Here is a 16,794-nt window from a genome sequence, read left to right as displayed (position 1 = left end):
AGCGGTGGAGACTGGGTCGCTGTACGATCCAGTGCCCACCGCAGTTATTTTTATGTGTCCTATTCTCCTTACTGCGCCTTCTCGACAAAATTCTTGGGCATCTGCGCCACCTGCGCCCGTGTAGCCATGACCTGCGGGACGAAGATGCCATCGCCCTTACCACTCATGATGCCGTTCTCGTTCGCCCATGCCAGCGCCTGCTGTGCAAAGCCACCGACCTGCTGTGCGTCGGCAAAATGCACCAAACTGTGGCCGCTCACCGGGCTTGCCCGCATAGCGCTACAGCATGGTTGCCAGTTGCTCACGGGTGATGCCGCCATCAGAGCCTGCCGTCAGACACACCGTTTGCCTTGACCCACTTTATGATGTTGACAATATCAAGTCGTATTGGGCACGAAATCAGAAAATCCCCCATTTGCCGATGATGTACCCTACTGCCTGACAAATGGGGGCTGCCGTTGTGTTAGATGTGAAAGGCAAGATATGCGGACAACCGCAAATAATGAAAAAAGCAGCCTTTCCAAGTGAAAAGCTGCTTTTTCGGTGGCAGCCGAAGAAGGATTCGAACCCTCACAAACAGAGTCAGAGTCTGTCGTGCTACCTTTACACAATTCGGCTATTTGGCTGGTATCAGTGAAACTGACAAAAATTATTATATCTATATCATTACAAAAAGTCAAGCCTTTATACAAAAAAATTCTAACAAAAATTTATCCCAATATTTTTCAACGGCCTAATACCTCTGCCATTCCCATATCAGGAAATATTTCCCTGCCTATATATGGGGTACTTGCAAAAGTATGTTTGCAATGGTATAATATTTCCCATCCTTATCCTTGTTAAAATCGGATAAAGTACGCCGCAATCACGCTGTGTATGTGTAAGATAAAGGAGGAATGGTCTTATCCCAACAGCTCGCAACATCTCAAACTCCATTTTATGAGGAGGAAACCCCCAATTATGAAGCGAAGAATCTTGTCGGCACTGCTTGCTATGTGCATGGTGCTCACAATGGTACCCGCCGCATTTGCGGCAGACAGTGATGTCAGCTTGGACTGGACGCAAACTGGTGCTGACCCGGCTTTCTATACTTATAAGCTGAGCAAGGACACCACTCTCAAGCAAGTGTACACCATCGCAGCGGACACCAAGAGCGTGTACGTCATCGACCCGGACACCTATGTGCTGCGGGCAGACACCATCGTGGTCAACAAGGGCAGCCAGCTCAATGTCAGCGGCTCGAATGCCAAGGGCGGCGTCATGCGGGCGGCTACCGATGGCGGTAACATCACCTTCCAGGTAGGCGGCGCGCTCGGCCTTGGGCCGTATGTGACCTTTGAAAGCCCGGTAGTGATTGACAGCCTGCCCGCGCCGGTGCGTTCGGTGATGCTGCTGGCTCGTGCAGCCACCGGTCTGAACACGCTCAGCGCCGACGGCACGGTTACCATTGCGGGCGGCACTTATGATGACGTGAGCATTGACAGCGGCGTCAAGGCCGAGGTAACCGCTCCCGTCACCCTTGGCGCTGATAAAGCCATCACCGTCAAGGAAGGCGGAAGCCTCGATGTGACCGCTGCGGTCACAGGCACGGTTGTGGTTGAGGATGGCGCTACGGTTGCCATCAACAGCAACATCACCACGCTGCAAGTGCCGGCAAATGCCCAGAACCTCAACATTGAGGTTGCCGAGGGTGTTATGGTCACAAACTATCAAACCATCCCCGCTCAGGGCGGCGCACCCATCACCAGCATCCCGGTCACGCTGACGACCACCGCAGGCGGCACGGCTGTCCTGTCGGCATCTGATGGCGGCGCGGCTGTCGAAGCTGTCGACATCGGCAATAACACCTATGTTGTCCATGGCGACACCCTGCTGGTCACGGTCAATCCCGCTTCGGGCTATCAGACCAGCGGTGTCACCGTCACTAACAAGGACGGCTCGACCGTAGCCCAAAAGGCTGTAAACGGCAACGTATACAGCTTTGGCATGCCTGCCGCTGACGCGACCGTAGCGGTCAGCTTCACCAGCACGGGCAGCTCCAGCGGCGGCTCCGGCAACGCCACGGGCGGCTCCGGTTCTACGGGCGGCTCGACTGTGCCGGGCGGCTCCACCGGCGAAACCGGCTCGTCCGCTCTGCCGTTCGGCGATGTTGCCTCTACCGCATGGTACAGCGAAGCGGTCAAGTACGTCTATGAAAACGGCATGATGAACGGCACGGGCGATGGCCAGTTCAGCCCGAACGCAACCACCACCCGCGCGATGATCGTCACCATCCTGCATCGTCTGGAGCTGGAGCCGGCGGCTTCGGCCTCCGACTTTGCGGATGTCGCCTCCGGCTCGTACTATGCAAACGCGGTCAGCTGGGCGGCGTCCAACAATATCGTCAACGGCATCAGCTCGTCCAGCTTTGCGCCGAACACCGCGATCACCCGCGAGCAGCTGGCTACGATCCTGTACCGCTATGCTTCGTTCAAGGGCTATGCCGTGACCGCCTCGAACGCGCTGGACAACTACACCGATGCTGCTCAAATCAGCTCTTACGCGACCACTGCAATGCAGTGGGCCAACGCTGAGGGCCTTATCACCGGCAGCACCGGCATGGCGCTCAACCCCAAGGGCAACGCAACGCGTGCAGAAGTTGCCACCATCCTGATGCGCTTCTGCGAGAACGTAGCAAAGTAATATCAACAACAAGGATCGCCGCCCGCGCGGTCGATCCCACACAAGACCACTCCTACAAGGATAAGGTACGCCAACCGTGTCCAAAGGACACAGGCGAGTCCCCTCGGAAAAACGCACGATGTTGACAATCGTGCGTTTTTTCATGTGCCACGAGGCGTATCGTTTGACATAAGAGACGCGGGTACCTTGCGTTTTCCCTGCGAATATGGTATGCTCCTTACAGCTTATGAAGGAGGGAGAACGATATGACCAGCAACTGCGACGGCTGTCTCTATTACACCTACGACAGCGTGCTGGACGAATACCTCTGCACGGCCTATCTTGACGAAGACGAGTTCTACCGTCTGACCCAGCGCACCGGCCCCTGCCCCTATTACCGCCCGGGTGATGATTACGCGCTCGTGCGCCGCCAAAACTAAGGAGAGACCCCAATGACCGAACAAGAAAAAGCCGCCGCCGGGCTGCTGTACGACCCAAACCATGACCCCCAGCTCCTCGCGGCGCGCGCCCGTGCGCAGGAGCTGTGCATGGAGTACAACCAGCTCCGTCCTTCCCGCCCGGCCGAGCGCCTGCGCCTGCTGCAAGCGCTGCTCGCCGCCTGCGGGGAGCAGACCGTGATAGAACCGCCGTTTTTTGTCGACTACGGCTATCATATGCGTGTGGGCAAGCATTTTTACGCCAATTATAACCTGACCGTGCTCGACAGCGCACCCGTCACCTTTGGCGACCATGTGTTCATCGGCCCAAGCTGCGGCTTTTACACGGCCGGACATCCGCTTGATGTGGCGCAGCGCAGCGCCGGGCTGGAATACGCAAAGCCCATCACGGTCGGCCATCACGTCTGGATAGGTGCGCAGGTGTGTGTGCTCCCCGGCGTGACCATTGGGGACAACACCGTCATCGGCGCGGGCAGCGTGGTCACCCGCGATATCCCCGCGGGCGTACTCGCCGTGGGCAATCCCTGCCGCGTCGTCCGCCAAATCGCGGACAAGCCGCGCCGCGTCATCCTGTAAACCCAAAAAGGCCGTCCCGCTTAATGCGGGACGGCTTTTTTCTGCTGCATCACTGCACGGCTTCGACGGTCTCCGTGCTGCCTTCGCGGTAGGTGTACACCGTAAAGCCGCTGTACGTCCACACGCCGTCCTCCCCTTCGCCCATGCAGCTGGGCGAATAGGCCTTGGCGCTCGGCGCGCCGAGCGCGGCCTCCAGCGCCGAGGCGGACGAGCCGATGTAACCCGAGGCCTGCGACGCGGTCGGCGCAGACGGTGCGGGTTCCGGCACGGGTGTCGGTGCCGGCGCGGGCGCGGGGGCCGGCGCGGGTTCAGGCGCAGGCGCGCCGGTATCCGGCGGCGCAGTCGGCAGCTCATCCGCAGCGCCATCGGCGGGCTGCGTCTCGATGTCCGCCTGCACGCCCTCCTCCCCTGCCTCCACCGGCGTGGTGTCATCCGCGACCGACTGCTCCGCCTTGTCCGGCTCGGCCGGCCGCTTGTCCGCGCCGCCGCCGCAGGCGGTCAGCGCGCCGCACAGCAGCAGCGCCAGCATAAGCGCGTTTATTTTCTTTCTCATGCTACATCCCTCCGTGTTTTTTGTCATATATCCTGTTGGACGGGGCGTATCCCTCATTCGTTCCCCAAATTGGGCGGATATTTGAGCAGGTTGGGCAAATTCCGCTCGACGATCTCGACAATCACCGTGTCGCCCGGCTGCACATCAGCCAGCGGATACGGCATGGCGCGCGTGACCGTGGCGGCGGAAAAGGAATCGGCCAAAAAGGGATAGAGCGCGTTGCCGAACGAGTCACGGCAGAACAGCAGCCGCCCGTTCGGCGCGTCTACGCACATTGTCTCGATCAGAATATCCTCGGCCGAGCGCGGCTCACGCACATGCGCAAAGCGGTGGGCATAGACCTGCTGCTCCTCATACGCCGCGCCCTTTGGGTACAGCATCTCGTACAGGTCGCCGCGATGGGCGCGCTCGACCGTATAGTCTGCCTGACCGGACACCGTATGCGGCAGACCGAGCGTATCCATCAGCAAATCGTGCGCCAGCGCCGCGCCCCGGTTTGTCCAGTGCGAGTCGGTCTTGTAATACAGCGTTTCGTCCCAGCCGGACAAATAGGTGAACAAATCGGCGTAGTTTACACCAAATTCCTGCAAAAACGGCCGCAGCAGCGCATAATTGCCCGGGGAATCCGCCCGCAGATAGCGCGCGGGCATCTTTTCCGGATAGAGTGAGTTCTTGTTGGGCGCAATGGTGAACACAAACCGCGCGCCCCGCGCCTGACAGTAATCCTGCATCGCCCGCACGGTCTGCGCGAGCTGCCGCGCCTCATCCTGCGACAGCGTGGCGCGGTTCTGATAATCGTCCAGCGTCTTTGCATAGTACAGCCAGCCATCCCGCCCGTAGATCACATCCTCCGCCGGCGAGGAGGCGAGCAGCCCGGTGCGCAGCGCGGCGTTTATCGTCACGAGCTGCTGCCGCAGCGCGAAATGGTCGGCCACATAGGCCGTCGTCTCGTCAAACACGGCGGGATTCCATGCGCCGCTTTCCAGACGCAGCACCGGCGCGGGCGACAGCCGCTCGTTCGCCGCCGCTTGGGTGGGCGGCACAAACAGCATCCCGGCCGAGGGCAGCAGGCAGGCCAGCACGAAGGCCGCTGTAAAGAGCTTGTATTTCATCGCGGCCCTCCTTAAAAGCGGAAATAGATGAACGGGTTGAACGTGCCTGCCGACAGGTCGAGCATACATAGCACGAGCAGCGCAAACGCCCCGGCAAGCGTCCAGCCGTCGTTTTTCGGCCGCAGCCGCGCCGCGACGGGGAACGACAGCAGCAGCGCCAGCGCAAGCGTCAGCACAAACGCGGGCGTGAGCAGCGCGCAAACTGCGGGCAGCCCCGCCGTCAGCCCGCCCGCGCCGCATAGCGCGCCGAGCATCGCGCCCGCCTGCGGCAGCGTCTCCGCCCGAAACAGCACAAACCCGGCGAGCACAACCAGCAGCGTATACACCCTGCCGCTCCACCTCCCCGCCAGACGGCGCACGGGCAGCGCGCCGCAATCCTCCAGCACGGAGAACAGCCCATGCCACAGCCCCCAAAGCACGAAATTCCAGCTTGCCCCGTGCCACAGGCCGGTGGCGAAAAACACAAAGAAGCGGTTGTGCCATGTCCGTGCACGCCCACGGCGATTGCCACCCAGCGGGATGTATAAATAGTCCCGAAACCAAGTCGACAGCGAGATATGCCACCGCCGCCAGAATTCCTTGATGGTCGTCGCGGCATAGGGGTGGTCGAAATTCTCCAAAAAATGAAAGCCGAACATCCGTCCCATGCCGATTGCCATGTCACTGTAACCGGAAAAGTCAAAATATATTTGCAGCATATAACACACCGCGCCCAGCCATGCCGCCGCCGCGCCCACCTGCCCGGCGGGCAGGGCGTATACCACGTCGGCCATGCGTCCCATCGTGTTGGCAAGCAGCAGCTTTTTGGCCATGCCGCAGATAAAGCGCCGAATGCCCAGCGCGGTCTGCTCCGAATCGGTGCGGCGCTCGCGCAGCTCCCGCTCGATGTCGTGATATTTGACGATCGGACCGGCGATCAGCTGCGGAAACAGCGCGATATACAGCAGCACCTTGGCAAAGGAGCGGGAGACCACCGCGCGGTCCCGGTATACATCCACCACATAGGACAGCCCCTGAAAGGTGAAGAACGAGATGCCGATCGGCAGCGCCAGACCGACCGGCGGCAGTGCAAGACCGGTCAGGCCGTTTACCACACCGATCGCAAAGTCGGCGTACTTGAACACGCCCAGCAGCCCCAACCCGCCAATTGCGGCCAGCGCCACACCCAGCTTGGGATGCCTCCCGGCGGCCAGCAGGCCGCAGCAGTAGTTGAGCGCGACCGATGCCAGCAGCAGCGGCAGATACTGCCACTGGCCGAAAGCGTAAAACAGCAGGCTGGCCAGCAGCAGCAGCGCGTTTTTGGCCTTGATGCCACGCAGCAGCCGGTCGAGCAGCAGCACAGCCGGTAAAAAGAAAAATAAAAAAATAGCCGAGCTGAAAACCATGTGTACGATCCCTTTTCTTTCTCCGCCCGCACCACGCGAGCCGACTTGGCAATGCGCTGCGCACGCGGCGTTGCCCTTATTATGCCTGCTCGCCGCCCGCTTTACTCCCCCGCACGGTGTTGGACAGGGCGATACCGCCGCTGACCAGCGCGAGCGCGGCCATGTTGCGCGGCGTGAACACGTTCTCCCGCAGCACAAGGGCGGAAAACACCGTGCCGAACACCGGGATCAAAAAGCCGAACAAGCTGACCTTGCCGACCGGGAATTTGCCGAGCAGCGCCGTCCAGATGGTGAACGCCGCAGCCGAGAGCACGATCATATACCCCAGCAGCAGCACACCCGGCAGTGTGACCGCCGTCAGCCTGCCCCCGCCTGCCGTGCCGACCGCGAGCAGGAACAAACCGCCAATCAGCAGCTGCCAACCGGTGAGCAGCATAGGATCGCGCCCGGGCGTGAAGATGCGCGACACCAGCGCGCCCGCGCCCGCCGATGCCGCCGACAGCAGCACAAGGCCGTCCCCCACAAGGGAAAAGCTGTTCAGCCCGCCCATGCCGAGCACCAGTACGCCCGCAAAGCCGAGCGCACAGCCCAACGCCTTGTTTCGGTCGAGCTTGTCATTTTTCAGGCACAAATGCGCCAGGATCAGCGCGAAAAAGCTCTGCGTACCCGAGAGCACCGCGCCCTTTGTCCCTGTGGTCGCGGACAGGCCGATATAGTAGCACACATACTGTATCATACTCTGAAACAGGCTGAGCCATAGGATCGGCCGCCATTCCGTGCGCCGGGGCACGATGCGCCGCCCCTTACAGCGGGCGACCAACAGCACCAGCAGTCCGGCCAGCGCAAAGCGCCAGCCCGCGAACAACAACTGGGAGAACGCCTGCCCCGCTCCGATTCCAAACAGCAGATAACCTTTCTTGATGCAGGGCGCAGCGCTGCCCCACAGCGCGGTGCACAGCACCGCCGGTATGTATAATTGACGCGCCAGTCCCGCCCCTTGTTCCCGCATTTTGTCAGCTCCTTTGCAGCATATCTTTCCGCTATGAAGCATAGCGCATCTCCCAGCTAAAGTCAACCGGCGCCTCCGGCAAAAGGGAGTTTTATTGGACGGTTTTTATGCTATCCTGTCAGCACAAAGGAGGTGCAGCCATATGCTCTATACCTGCCAAACCAAATGCTGCCACTATGTGTTCATCGGCAGCGAACAGCAAACCGCCTGCCCGGACTGCGGCAAAAAACACATCCGCCCCGCGACTCCTGCGGAACGCGCCGCGTACTTCCGGCGGCAGACCGCCCTGCTGACCGGCAAGCAGCGTCTCGGGTAAGCGCAAAAGACCTTCCGGCATCGTCCGGAAGGTCTTTCAGCTTTCATGTTCGATCGCCATTTTTTCACGCTCCTGCGCTGCACGCGTCCGCGCAGATTACTTCGCCTGTCGGCGCAGCTTACGCGCCACAGCGCGGCGCGGCTCCATATCCAACGTGCGAACGGCCACCAGACCATCGAAAAAGCCCTTCATCCTTTGCTCTCTCCCTTCCAAATAAAAGTGGCAGAGGCCGTTTTTCGGCTCTCTGCCATTATCATATACATTGCGGCCTGCAAAAGCAAGCGGCGTTTTTTATGAATATTATCTAACTGTCTATCTATATATTTGTGCAATGAACATATAAAATATGTTTTGTGCACAATTTATTTTCCATTTTGTTGTAATCTATTCACAAATTATTTGCGGTAATCCTCCGCCAGCTTGCCAAACAGCGGCAGCGCGCGGCGAATGGTATCCGGCTGCACGCAGTAGGAGATGCGCATATGCCCCGGCGCGCCGAAGTCAACGCCGGGCACAAGCAGCAGATCATACTGCTTGGCGCGCTCACAGAACGCGCGGTCATCCGGCTCAAGCGTCTGCGGGAACAGGTAGAACGCGCCCTCAGGCTTGACGCAGGTGTAACCCATTTCGACCAGCCCGTCATACAGCAGATCGCGGCAGGTCTGATAGACCGAGATATCACTGGTCATATTCGCGCAGCGCGCCGCGATACGCTGGAACAGGCTCGGCGCACAGATGTAGCCGAGCGCGCGCCCCGCGCCGCATACTGCGGCGTACAGGTCGCCGCTGTCGGTCGCCCGCGGCGGCACCAGCACATAGCCGATGCGCTCACCCGGCAGCGAAAGCGATTTAGAATACGAATAGCAGACCACGGTATCCTCATAATAGTGCGGCACGAACGGCACGGTCAGGCCGTCGTACACGATCTCGCGGTACGGCTCGTCCGAGATCAGGTAGATTGGGTGGCCGAAGGCGCGCGCCTTGTCCCGCAGCAGCGCGGCCAGACGCTGGATGGTCGCCTCGGTATACACCACACCCGAGGGATTGTTGGGTGAGTTGATGACGACCGCCTTGGTCTTTTGATTCAGGCGCTGCGCCAAGGCGTCAAAGTCGATCTGAAAATCCGTAACTGACGGCGGTACGACCACGCATTTGCCCCCCGCGCCCTGTTCGATGAACATCTTATATTCAGGAAAATACGGCGCAAGCACGACAAACTCGTCCCCCGGGCAGGCCATTGCCTTAAACGCGCAGGAGAGCGCAGCAGCCGCGCCCGCGGTCAGATACAGGTTATCCGCCGTGTAATCCGTGCTGAAGCGGCGATTGAGGTCGTCGGCCAGCGCTTGACGCGCGTCAGCCGCGCCCGGCGCCGAGGTATAACCGTGCAGCGCCACCGGGTCGCCCGCAGCCTCAGCCAGCATGGCCTGCCGCACCGCGTCGGGCGCGGGCACGGACGGGTTGCCGATAGAAAAGTCAAACACGTTCTCCCGGCCCACCTCGACCGCACGGCGGTTGCCGTATTCAAAAATCTCGCGGATGGTCGAGCGGTGCTTGCCCAGCGCGGTCATTGTCTCATTGAGCATAACAGCATTCCCCTTTCATTTGTCGGTTTATTATAGCACAGTGCAAAAGCATTGGCAAGTGCTTCCCCCAGCCATTCAGGCGCAAAAGCGAGCGGAGCGGCTACCCGCGCACCGCTCCGCTCGCACTCTCTCAGTTTTTCTATGGCTAAAAGCCATATTATTGCAGCTCACCCACGGCCGGAATGATGTCCAGCGATAGGATATTTTCCAGCGGGCGCAGCGTGTAGAATGTATCATTCGTCTGCCAGCGCCAAGCGTATGTACCGGATTCGGATGCCTGACCCATATCCTCCATCTGCACGCCGGTGGCCTCGGAGACGCGCATCTGCCAGTCCCCCACCTGCTGATCGGATACCTCGCCCGTGCCGTCCGCTATCCAGACCGACACCGATTCCACCACATCATCCTGTCCGCAGGAGGTGTAGATGGTTACCGGCTCGCCATACAGCTTGGTTTCAAATACGCGACCGATATAGACGGACTTGTCCGCCGTCCAGTTTTCCGTGCCGCCGCCAAACAGATCAGCCGTATCGGCATCCTGCTGCCCGAGCAGAGAGGCCACCTGCGCCAGACCGTCTCCGGCTACTCCCTCATCCGCCGTTTGCGACGCACCGTTGCCGGCCGTACCCTCATCTGTCGTTTGCGCCGCCGGTGTGCAGCCGGCCAGCAGTACACCCATGGCAAGCGCCACGAGCACCATCCACTTCTTGTCCATCATGTTCTCCTCCTTTTATTGTGTGGTGTATGCCAAAACGGCTGCCTGTGTCAACCGTTCCACCCACGACTGATCCCATTGGTAGCCTGTCAACTGCTCGGCGGGCACGGCAAAGCGGTAAAAGCCATATGCCGCGCGGCCGCGGTCATAGGTGGGATCAAAATACTGCCAGACATCGTCCAGATAAGCGATATTCCACATATGATATTCTCCATTTGCCTTGCCGCTGACGGTATAGCACGGAATGCCCGCCTTGTCAAAGAGCACCTGCAGCGCCTGCGCGTAGCCGCCGCAGATCGCCATCCGGTCATGCAGCGCACCGTAGGCCGTTGTCGAATCATAGGGCATCGCCGCACGGTCGGCATAGTACCGATGGTCGTAAACGACAGTTTTGGTCAATTCGGTGTACAGCGCCTCGGCCTTTTGCGCCGCGCTCCCGTCCGCCGTGACCGTGCGCGCCAGCATCGTCTCGGCCAGCCGGTCGATCTCGTCCAGCCGCGCCGCCGCAGCCGCATGCGTCAGCTGGTTTTGCGGGGTAAAGGTGATGGTCGTGCCATCCCGGCCAAGCTGGCACAGGATATACCCACCGCCCACCTGCTGAAATGCTTTGTTCATGTCATCCACCGTCATCGCGGTGTTCGTGATGCGGATATCGACGCTTTGCCGTGCTATATTTTCCCGCGCCAGCTGCATCAGCTCCGGCAGGCTGCCGACCGGCGCGCCCGCAAAGCCCTCCGGGTAATCCCCGCTGCGATAGGGCATGTACCGGATCGTGCAGCGCAGCAGCTCACCGTTTCGCTCAGCTTGCAGATCATAGGCGTATTTATAGTCCGGATGGGCGGAGATCACGCCGTAATACAGGTTTTTCACGTCTAACTCCAACGCTGCCTGCGCAGATAGCGCGGAAACGTCAAACACCGGCGGCTGACGCACCGCAGCGATCGCCGTTTGCAGCTGCTCTCCCAGCTCCTGCAAGCTGGCAACGGCAACCGGCTGCCCGTCCGGTGCGGCGGACTGTTCGCGTATTTGCCCGATGACGAACTGACACATCTCCTGCCAGCTCTGCCGCGCCATGCTTCTGACCGCCGTCCACGCGGAGACAACACCTTGCTCCACGCGCGCCGGTTCGGCCGCCAGCGCGGCAGGGCACAGCACCGATACTGCAAGCAGTCCCGCTGTCCATTTACGCAGCATAATGCCCCTCCTCAAAAAACAGACTATATGGTTTGTTATATATTATCACACAAGTCTTTGCCAGTCAAGCATCATATAGACACAAAACGCGGCTTTTGTTATACTGTAACCGGAGGAGGTGAAATGGATGAAGCAGGCAGAACGAAACCGCAAAGGGCGCGCGCGCATCCTGTCGCACGCCCTTGCCGAATTTGCGGCGAACGGGTACGCAGGCAGCTCGCTCAACCTGCTCTGTGCGCACGGCGGCATCTCCAAAGGGCAGCTATACCATTATTACGACAGCAAGGATACGCTCTATCTGGCCTGCGTGCAGCAGATGTTTGACGAGCTGACCGATTACCTGCGCAGCGAGATCGACCCCGCCAGCGTGACAGTCGCTCAGTATTTTGCCGTGCGGATGCAGTTTTTCCGCAGCCATCCCGCCTATCGCCAGTTGTTTTACGACATTCTGATCGAGCCGCCGACGCACTTATCCGAGGCGCTGCACGCTTGCCGCGCGGCTTTTGACGCACTCAACGATGACCTGCTGCGCACTGTCCTGCAGCAAGAGCGGCTGCGGCCGCAGCTATCTATGGAGCAGGCCATTCAGCAGTTTCGCGTGTTTGTCAATTTCCTTGGTGTCTATCTCCGCGAAAGCCCGGCCAAGGATAGCGAGCAGCAGTCCGAAGCGCTGCTGCAAACCATGCTGTACGGCATGACTGAACGGGAAGCACCGCCCGGCAGTTAGGCGCAAGCGCACCGGCAAAATCAACAGCGGTCTCCCTGCTCAACGCAAGGAGACCGCTGTTTTCGTCAAACGCCGTTTTCCGGTATGCCGCCGCGCGCGAATGCGCGCCATTCCCGTTTTTTCAGGCGTTTTCCATAAAGTTCTTGAGCATCTGCGCTACCTGCGCGCGCGTGGCAATGCCGCTCGGCACCAGTACGCCGCCGCCGTTTCCGCTGACAATGCCGTTTTCCGCCGCCCATGTCACAGCATCCTTGGCGTAGCCGCTGATCTGCTGCGCGTCCGTGAAGTCCGGCATTGTTCCGGTGGGGGCAGGGCTGCCCTGATAGCGCCACAGCATGACGACCAGCTGCTCCCGGGTGATGGGATCATCCGGCCCAAAGCCGCCGTCGCCGTAGCCGCTAACGATGCCTCTCTCGCTTGCCCAGCTGACCGCGCCGGCATACCACGCGCCGCGCGGCACATCGGCAAAGCTGCCTGTGCCGGACACGGCGGGCTTGCCCTCCTTGTTGTACAGGATCTGCGCCAGCATCGCGCGGGAGAGACTGTCATCCGGGCCAAAGCTCCCGTCGCCGTAGCCACTCATCAGGCCGTTCTGCAGCACATAGTCCACCGCCTCGTAATACCACGCGCCTGTATCCAGATCGCCAAATTGCAGCATCGGGCGCTCGGTCTCGGCATCGGCCTTTTCAAACACGGCCTTGATTTCCACCTCGCCCGCAGGCATCGTAAAGGTGTACACACTGTCGCTCTTGCGGGTGACCGCCAGCTGCTTGCCGTTCTTGTCGGTAACGGTGATACCGCTCAGCCGATAACCCTTATCCGGGGTCGCGGTGATGATAACAGCCGTGCCCGGGGCGGCGTTTTTGTGGCTGAGTGTCACCGTGCCGTTTTGGCTGCTGCCCACGCTGACTGCGCGGGTCGCAGCGCCAGTGTTCGAGCCGCCGCCGGACGTGGCGCCGCTGTTATTGCCACCGTTATTGCCGCCGCTCGGGGTATCCCCACCGCCATCAGGCACATCGCCGCTGCTGGGCGGGATATCGCCGCCGCCATTCGGGGCATCCTGCTTGGTGACACTCAACTGACCGGCCGCACCGGTGAGCTTGCCCAGATACAGCGTGAGCGCCGCGTTCTCCGGTGCGATAGTGACCGCCTGCTGCGAGCCATCCGCGCTGTTGACCAGCCGCACGGCATACCCGTCCGGCAGATAGCCTTGCGGCAGCTTGACAATCTGCTCTGCCTGCTCAGCGGTGATGGCCGCGCCGTCCGCGCGCACCATGAGGTTGTAGTCGGTGCAGTCCGCAATGAACTGTCCGCCCTCCTCCACTTGGAACGCGCCGAGCAGCCCATCCGGGGCGCTCATGCCGTTGATCTGCACGCCCTGCGCGCCGGAAACGGTCAGCACGCCGCCGCTGCCAACGACCACCTGCCCGACGTTGACCGCCGGGACATTCTTCACAGGTGCCCTCGACAGATTTGCGCGGTTATACACGCCGCCGTTCAGCCGCAGCCCATCTTTTATAAGAGTTGGCGTATCACCGTTCGCGGTCAGCTTGCCCTTTACCGTGACCACGGCATCCTTGCCGTCTGCATCGCTGCCCAAGCTGATGCCGCCTCTTTGCACAACTACCTCGGTATCCGTGTCCACGGTCAGGCTGGATGCCTGCGTATCCGCAATGCTGCCGACGAGCAGCCGCGCCGCGCCCGAGAAGGTCACATTCGCGGCATCTCCGCCCGCGAAGGCGATATCGTTGATAAAGCTCTCCTCTGTGGTGACAATGGTCACCGCGTCACCGGCCGGCAGCGTTACGCTGTCCATTAAGGTGATATCCTTCAGCTGCAGCGTGTTCGCGGCGTTGTCCCAGTGGTATCCGTTGGCATCCAGTTCGCCCTCCGTTCCGGCGTTGGTGAGGTCGAGCGTGCCCTCGATACACACCGAGCCATTGTTCGCATAGGTCGTCTGCTGGCCACCCGCGTTCACCGCCCTGACCAGACCGGCGCCTGTCAGTTTCAGACTGCGGATGGCAGCTTTCACATCCTGTACACTGTTATCCGTCAGCTTGACGATGCCGTTGTTGACCATGCTGCCGTTGTTTTCCAGCCAGTCCATGCGGTTGACCTCAAGCGTAAGACCGTCGGGGATGGTGAGCGTCGCGCCGGGCGCGAGGGCAAGCCGGACATTCGCATATGTGCCAGGCTTCTCCTCAACACTGCCCACTGTGAAGGTGCCGCCACCTGTTGCTGTCATCGTCGCGTTTCCATAGGCGGTAACCAGACTATCTTGACTGGTATCATACCTCGCCACCAGTCCATTCAGCCGCACCTTGTCAAGCCCCGCAGGCACCTGCCCCCACGCCAACCTGTCGAACGTCAGCTCACCGCTGCCGGCCAGCGTGAACAGTAAATCTTTGTTCTGCATTCCGCCGATATAACTTGCCCGGTTGCTGCCCTCTATCGTAAGGATGAGGTCGCTGGTGACGCCCCACATATTCAGTTCACCATGCAATATTGCGTTATTCAGCGTCAGCCGTGCGGGTGCGCCATACATCATGGGGACGAAGCGCACGCTGCCCTCGCCCGCCTCGTAATAGGTCTGCCCCTTGGGCACCTCGCCGCTGTTGGTGTATCTGATGCCCGTATTTGTGATATCGCCGCCGTAGAACCAGAGCGTACCGTCCTCCAGCGCGACAAGGAGCGGTGTACCCACGCCGCCCTGCAGCATGACCAGCTTATCGCTCGTTACCTTATCGTAAAACGGCGTCGCGTTAAGCGCCGTGCGCACAAGCGTTACGCTGCCGCATTCAACGCTCGTCAGCTCCTGCACGACAACGCCCTCGTTGTCGTATTCGTTCTCCTTGACCTCTACCTCGCCGCAGTACTCAAAGCGCGCTTTTCCCACCACCGGCTCGCTGCCGTAGCCGCTGATAGAGGCCTTTGTGGTGTCGATGATGGTCAGCAGGCCGTCGCCCTTGACCGCCGCACTGATATTGCTCTTGACCGTCACGGTCTTGGCGGAAAGCGTAGCCGGACTGTCGGCGGTATACTCAATGGCATAATACGAAGAGCCGAGGGAGTACACGGTTCCGGTGTGTTGGATGGTGATATCCCCCATGGTGCGCAGGTTCAAGCTTACGCCCTGCACAACGCTGCCCTTGCTGTTATTGGACAGCGTGATGCTGCCGGTGTAGTCCGTGACGGTGTCCATCGCACCGCCCTGCGCGGCAGCGCTTGCGCTGGACGTGGCGGTGAAGTCCACATGGCCCGCGAGCGTCAGCGTGCTGTTTTCCAGATGAACTGTGGGCTGATCCCGGTTGTCCGTCAGCGTCAGCGCAGTCTTTTCCTCGCCGGTGACGGTCAGCGTCCCACCGGCAACCTGCATGCCTGCCGCCGTTATCTCAACCTTGCCGTACACGGTCAGCACGGCGGTATTCGCATCGTATGCAATGTAATTTGGCGTAGTATCTGTTCGCTCCGCCACGCCGCCGCCTGGTGCGGCAACATATTCCTTGCCGGACTGCAAGGCCGTCCCACCGATCGAGACGGTCAGACCCGGTGCAGCCAGCGCCATGGCGGGCAGCAGATTCAGACACAGCGCCAAGGCTGTGATGATGCTTACGATTCGTTTTCTCATAGTGCCTCCTTTTTTCTGTCAGCAGAAAGATTGGTGGGAGACAGATATCCTGTCTCCCACAAGGGGATACCCCCTTGTGGCGCGCCGCGTGCCTTGCCGCCGTACGATTTTGCCATCGCCTCCCCTCCGCAAAGCTGCAAAGCCGTTCCATGCGGGCGCTTATATTTGTTATAGAATAACAGATTGGCGCTGGAAAATCAACCTACTTTAACACAAAAGATGATTTTCTGGAATAAAAAACCATTTTTAGCAGATTTTGCGGCATACTGCCTATGGCACTGTATGCGAGGCAGGCGCGCCGGTGCAAGCTCTACGGCGCGTTGATTGCGCGCGCGGCACAAACCCGGTATAATAGCTCTGTGAGGTGAAAAACAATGGATCATGCAAAGACCGGTGGGCTGATCCGCCAGCTGCGCACCGAGCAGGGACTGACCCAGCGCGCGTTGGCCGAGCGCCTGCACGTCAGCGACAAGGCCGTGTCCAAGTGGGAGCGCGGAGTTTCCCATAGTTAAGGATACCACACCACAAACCCACGCTTACACTACTTCCAGAATATCAAATTTTGGAGGTATTCCCCATGAAAAAACTGATTTCCTGTGAGTTTAATATCGACACCGCCTGTGTGGAACTGAAATATTCTGACGGAAGCATAATTTCCATTAACTGTACCGCTGTTGAGGATGAGGTGGCAAACAGCCGTTTCCAGCGGTCTGAACTGGACTGGCTCATCTACAATGATCCGCTGTCCTATGCGGAATTGATTTTGAATGCTGACCCAGAAGAATACTTGCGAACCGTAACGAATATTCCGCAGTTGGATTTCGACTGATAATCAAATCTGTCAGCGATACATTGAAATACTTCCTCTATAGCTGGC

At 59.9% G+C, this 16,794-nt stretch carries 15 protein-coding genes, 1 tRNA gene and 1 pseudogene; 7 read left to right on the top strand and 10 right to left on the bottom strand.

Annotated features, from left to right (window positions below; all coding sequences use genetic code 11):
• Positions 1-68: 68 nt before the first annotated feature.
• Both MR935_RS05200 and MR935_RS05195 read right to left on the bottom strand, forming a co-directional pair.
• Entirely contained in the window at positions 69-305 is a 237-nt protein-coding gene (locus tag MR935_RS05200) for an S-layer homology domain-containing protein (RefSeq protein WP_290571675.1), read from the bottom strand.
• Between the two features lie 239 nt (positions 306-544).
• A tRNA-Gln gene (locus MR935_RS05195) sits at positions 545-618 on the bottom strand.
• 342 nt (positions 619-960) lie between these two features.
• Between MR935_RS05195 and MR935_RS05190 the strand changes: the two genes are divergently transcribed.
• The 3 genes from MR935_RS05190 (at position 961) to MR935_RS05180 (ending at position 3,695) form a co-directional block, all read left to right on the top strand.
• Entirely contained in the window at positions 961-2,682 is a 1,722-nt protein-coding gene (locus tag MR935_RS05190) for an S-layer homology domain-containing protein (RefSeq protein WP_290571673.1), read from the top strand.
• 245 nt (positions 2,683-2,927) lie between these two features.
• Complete coding sequence (locus tag MR935_RS05185; protein WP_290571671.1) at positions 2,928-3,101, top strand: DUF6472 family protein; 174 nt, start codon at positions 2,928-2,930, stop codon at positions 3,099-3,101.
• A 12-nt stretch (positions 3,102-3,113) separates the two neighbouring features.
• A complete protein-coding gene (locus tag MR935_RS05180) occupies positions 3,114-3,695 on the top strand; it encodes a sugar O-acetyltransferase (RefSeq protein ID WP_290571669.1) in 582 nt (193 codons plus the stop codon).
• Positions 3,696-3,744: 49 nt separating this feature from the next.
• On the opposite strand, the gene MR935_RS05175 is transcribed toward MR935_RS05180, so the two are convergent.
• The 4 genes from MR935_RS05175 to MR935_RS05160 all read right to left on the bottom strand — a co-directional run bounded on the left by MR935_RS05175 (position 3,745) and on the right by MR935_RS05160 (position 7,754).
• Positions 3,745-4,248: a hypothetical protein gene (locus MR935_RS05175; RefSeq protein WP_290571667.1), complete on the bottom strand. Its 504-nt coding sequence runs from the start codon at positions 4,246-4,248 to the stop codon at positions 3,745-3,747.
• A 53-nt stretch (positions 4,249-4,301) separates the two neighbouring features.
• The gene (locus MR935_RS05170; RefSeq protein ID WP_290571665.1) at positions 4,302-5,360 is read right to left on the bottom strand and encodes an alginate O-acetyltransferase AlgX-related protein; all 1,059 of its coding nucleotides are present in this window, start codon (positions 5,358-5,360) and stop codon (positions 4,302-4,304) included.
• A gap of 11 nt (positions 5,361-5,371) precedes the next feature.
• Entirely contained in the window at positions 5,372-6,745 is a 1,374-nt protein-coding gene (locus MR935_RS05165; protein WP_290571663.1) for an MBOAT family O-acyltransferase, read from the bottom strand.
• A 79-nt stretch (positions 6,746-6,824) separates the two neighbouring features.
• A complete protein-coding gene (locus MR935_RS05160; RefSeq protein WP_290571661.1) occupies positions 6,825-7,754 on the bottom strand; it encodes a DMT family transporter in 930 nt (309 codons plus the stop codon).
• Between the two features lie 142 nt (positions 7,755-7,896).
• On the opposite strand from MR935_RS05160, the gene MR935_RS05155 reads away from it, so the two are divergent.
• The gene (locus MR935_RS05155) at positions 7,897-8,070 is read left to right on the top strand and encodes a hypothetical protein (RefSeq protein WP_290571659.1); all 174 of its coding nucleotides are present in this window, start codon (positions 7,897-7,899) and stop codon (positions 8,068-8,070) included.
• A 395-nt stretch (positions 8,071-8,465) separates the two neighbouring features.
• Here MR935_RS05155 and MR935_RS05150 read toward each other — a convergent pair whose 3' ends face one another.
• The 3 genes from MR935_RS05150 to MR935_RS05140 all read right to left on the bottom strand — a co-directional run bounded on the left by MR935_RS05150 (position 8,466) and on the right by MR935_RS05140 (position 11,562).
• Positions 8,466-9,653 carry a pyridoxal phosphate-dependent aminotransferase gene (locus MR935_RS05150; protein WP_290571657.1) on the bottom strand — a complete coding sequence of 396 codons (1,188 nt, stop codon included), beginning with the start codon at positions 9,651-9,653 and terminating at the stop codon, positions 8,466-8,468.
• 157 nt (positions 9,654-9,810) lie between these two features.
• Positions 9,811-10,371 carry a hypothetical protein gene (locus tag MR935_RS05145; RefSeq protein ID WP_290571655.1) on the bottom strand — a complete coding sequence of 187 codons (561 nt, stop codon included), beginning with the start codon at positions 10,369-10,371 and terminating at the stop codon, positions 9,811-9,813.
• A 12-nt stretch (positions 10,372-10,383) separates the two neighbouring features.
• A complete protein-coding gene (locus tag MR935_RS05140; protein WP_290571653.1) occupies positions 10,384-11,562 on the bottom strand; it encodes a transglutaminase domain-containing protein in 1,179 nt (392 codons plus the stop codon).
• A 127-nt stretch (positions 11,563-11,689) separates the two neighbouring features.
• On the opposite strand from MR935_RS05140, the gene MR935_RS05135 reads away from it, so the two are divergent.
• The gene (locus MR935_RS05135) at positions 11,690-12,289 is read left to right on the top strand and encodes a TetR/AcrR family transcriptional regulator (protein WP_290571651.1); all 600 of its coding nucleotides are present in this window, start codon (positions 11,690-11,692) and stop codon (positions 12,287-12,289) included.
• A gap of 121 nt (positions 12,290-12,410) precedes the next feature.
• Here the strand turns inward: MR935_RS05135 and MR935_RS05130 are convergent, their stop codons facing one another.
• Positions 12,411-15,917 carry an S-layer homology domain-containing protein gene (locus MR935_RS05130; protein ID WP_290571649.1) on the bottom strand — a complete coding sequence of 1,169 codons (3,507 nt, stop codon included), beginning with the start codon at positions 15,915-15,917 and terminating at the stop codon, positions 12,411-12,413.
• Between the two features lie 374 nt (positions 15,918-16,291).
• On the opposite strand from MR935_RS05130, the pseudogene MR935_RS05125 reads away from it, so the two are divergent.
• Together MR935_RS05125 and MR935_RS05120 are read left to right on the top strand one after the other, a co-directional pair.
• A pseudogene (locus MR935_RS05125) lies at positions 16,292-16,414 on the top strand (helix-turn-helix domain-containing protein); the annotation flags it as partial.
• A gap of 80 nt (positions 16,415-16,494) precedes the next feature.
• Complete coding sequence (locus MR935_RS05120; protein WP_290571647.1) at positions 16,495-16,746, top strand: DUF6061 family protein; 252 nt, start codon at positions 16,495-16,497, stop codon at positions 16,744-16,746.
• Positions 16,747-16,794 lie beyond the last annotated feature (48 nt).

Origin of the sequence: Agathobaculum sp. (assembly GCF_022775115.1) — a bacterium.
Lineage (GTDB): Bacteria > Bacillota > Clostridia > Oscillospirales > Butyricicoccaceae > Agathobaculum.
This window is presented reverse-complemented; position numbering and strand designations above follow the sequence as displayed.

Coding starts and splice junctions, on each gene's coding strand:
- MR935_RS05130 (WP_290571649.1), bottom strand. CDS start 15,917: ATGAGAAAACGAATCGTAAGCATCATCACAGCCTTGGCGCTGTGTCTG.
- MR935_RS05190 (WP_290571673.1), top strand. CDS start 961: ATGAAGCGAAGAATCTTGTCGGCACTGCTTGCTATGTGCATGGTGCTC.
- MR935_RS05160 (WP_290571661.1), bottom strand. CDS start 7,754: ATGCGGGAACAAGGGGCGGGACTGGCGCGTCAATTATACATACCGGCG.
- MR935_RS05120 (WP_290571647.1), top strand. CDS start 16,495: ATGAAAAAACTGATTTCCTGTGAGTTTAATATCGACACCGCCTGTGTG.
- MR935_RS05135 (WP_290571651.1), top strand. CDS start 11,690: ATGAAGCAGGCAGAACGAAACCGCAAAGGGCGCGCGCGCATCCTGTCG.
- MR935_RS05165 (WP_290571663.1), bottom strand. CDS start 6,745: ATGGTTTTCAGCTCGGCTATTTTTTTATTTTTCTTTTTACCGGCTGTG.
- MR935_RS05155 (WP_290571659.1), top strand. CDS start 7,897: ATGCTCTATACCTGCCAAACCAAATGCTGCCACTATGTGTTCATCGGC.
- MR935_RS05145 (WP_290571655.1), bottom strand. CDS start 10,371: ATGATGGACAAGAAGTGGATGGTGCTCGTGGCGCTTGCCATGGGTGTA.
- MR935_RS05175 (WP_290571667.1), bottom strand. CDS start 4,248: ATGAGAAAGAAAATAAACGCGCTTATGCTGGCGCTGCTGCTGTGCGGC.
- MR935_RS05170 (WP_290571665.1), bottom strand. CDS start 5,360: ATGAAATACAAGCTCTTTACAGCGGCCTTCGTGCTGGCCTGCCTGCTG.
- MR935_RS05140 (WP_290571653.1), bottom strand. CDS start 11,562: ATGCTGCGTAAATGGACAGCGGGACTGCTTGCAGTATCGGTGCTGTGC.
- MR935_RS05185 (WP_290571671.1), top strand. CDS start 2,928: ATGACCAGCAACTGCGACGGCTGTCTCTATTACACCTACGACAGCGTG.
- MR935_RS05150 (WP_290571657.1), bottom strand. CDS start 9,653: ATGCTCAATGAGACAATGACCGCGCTGGGCAAGCACCGCTCGACCATC.
- MR935_RS05180 (WP_290571669.1), top strand. CDS start 3,114: ATGACCGAACAAGAAAAAGCCGCCGCCGGGCTGCTGTACGACCCAAAC.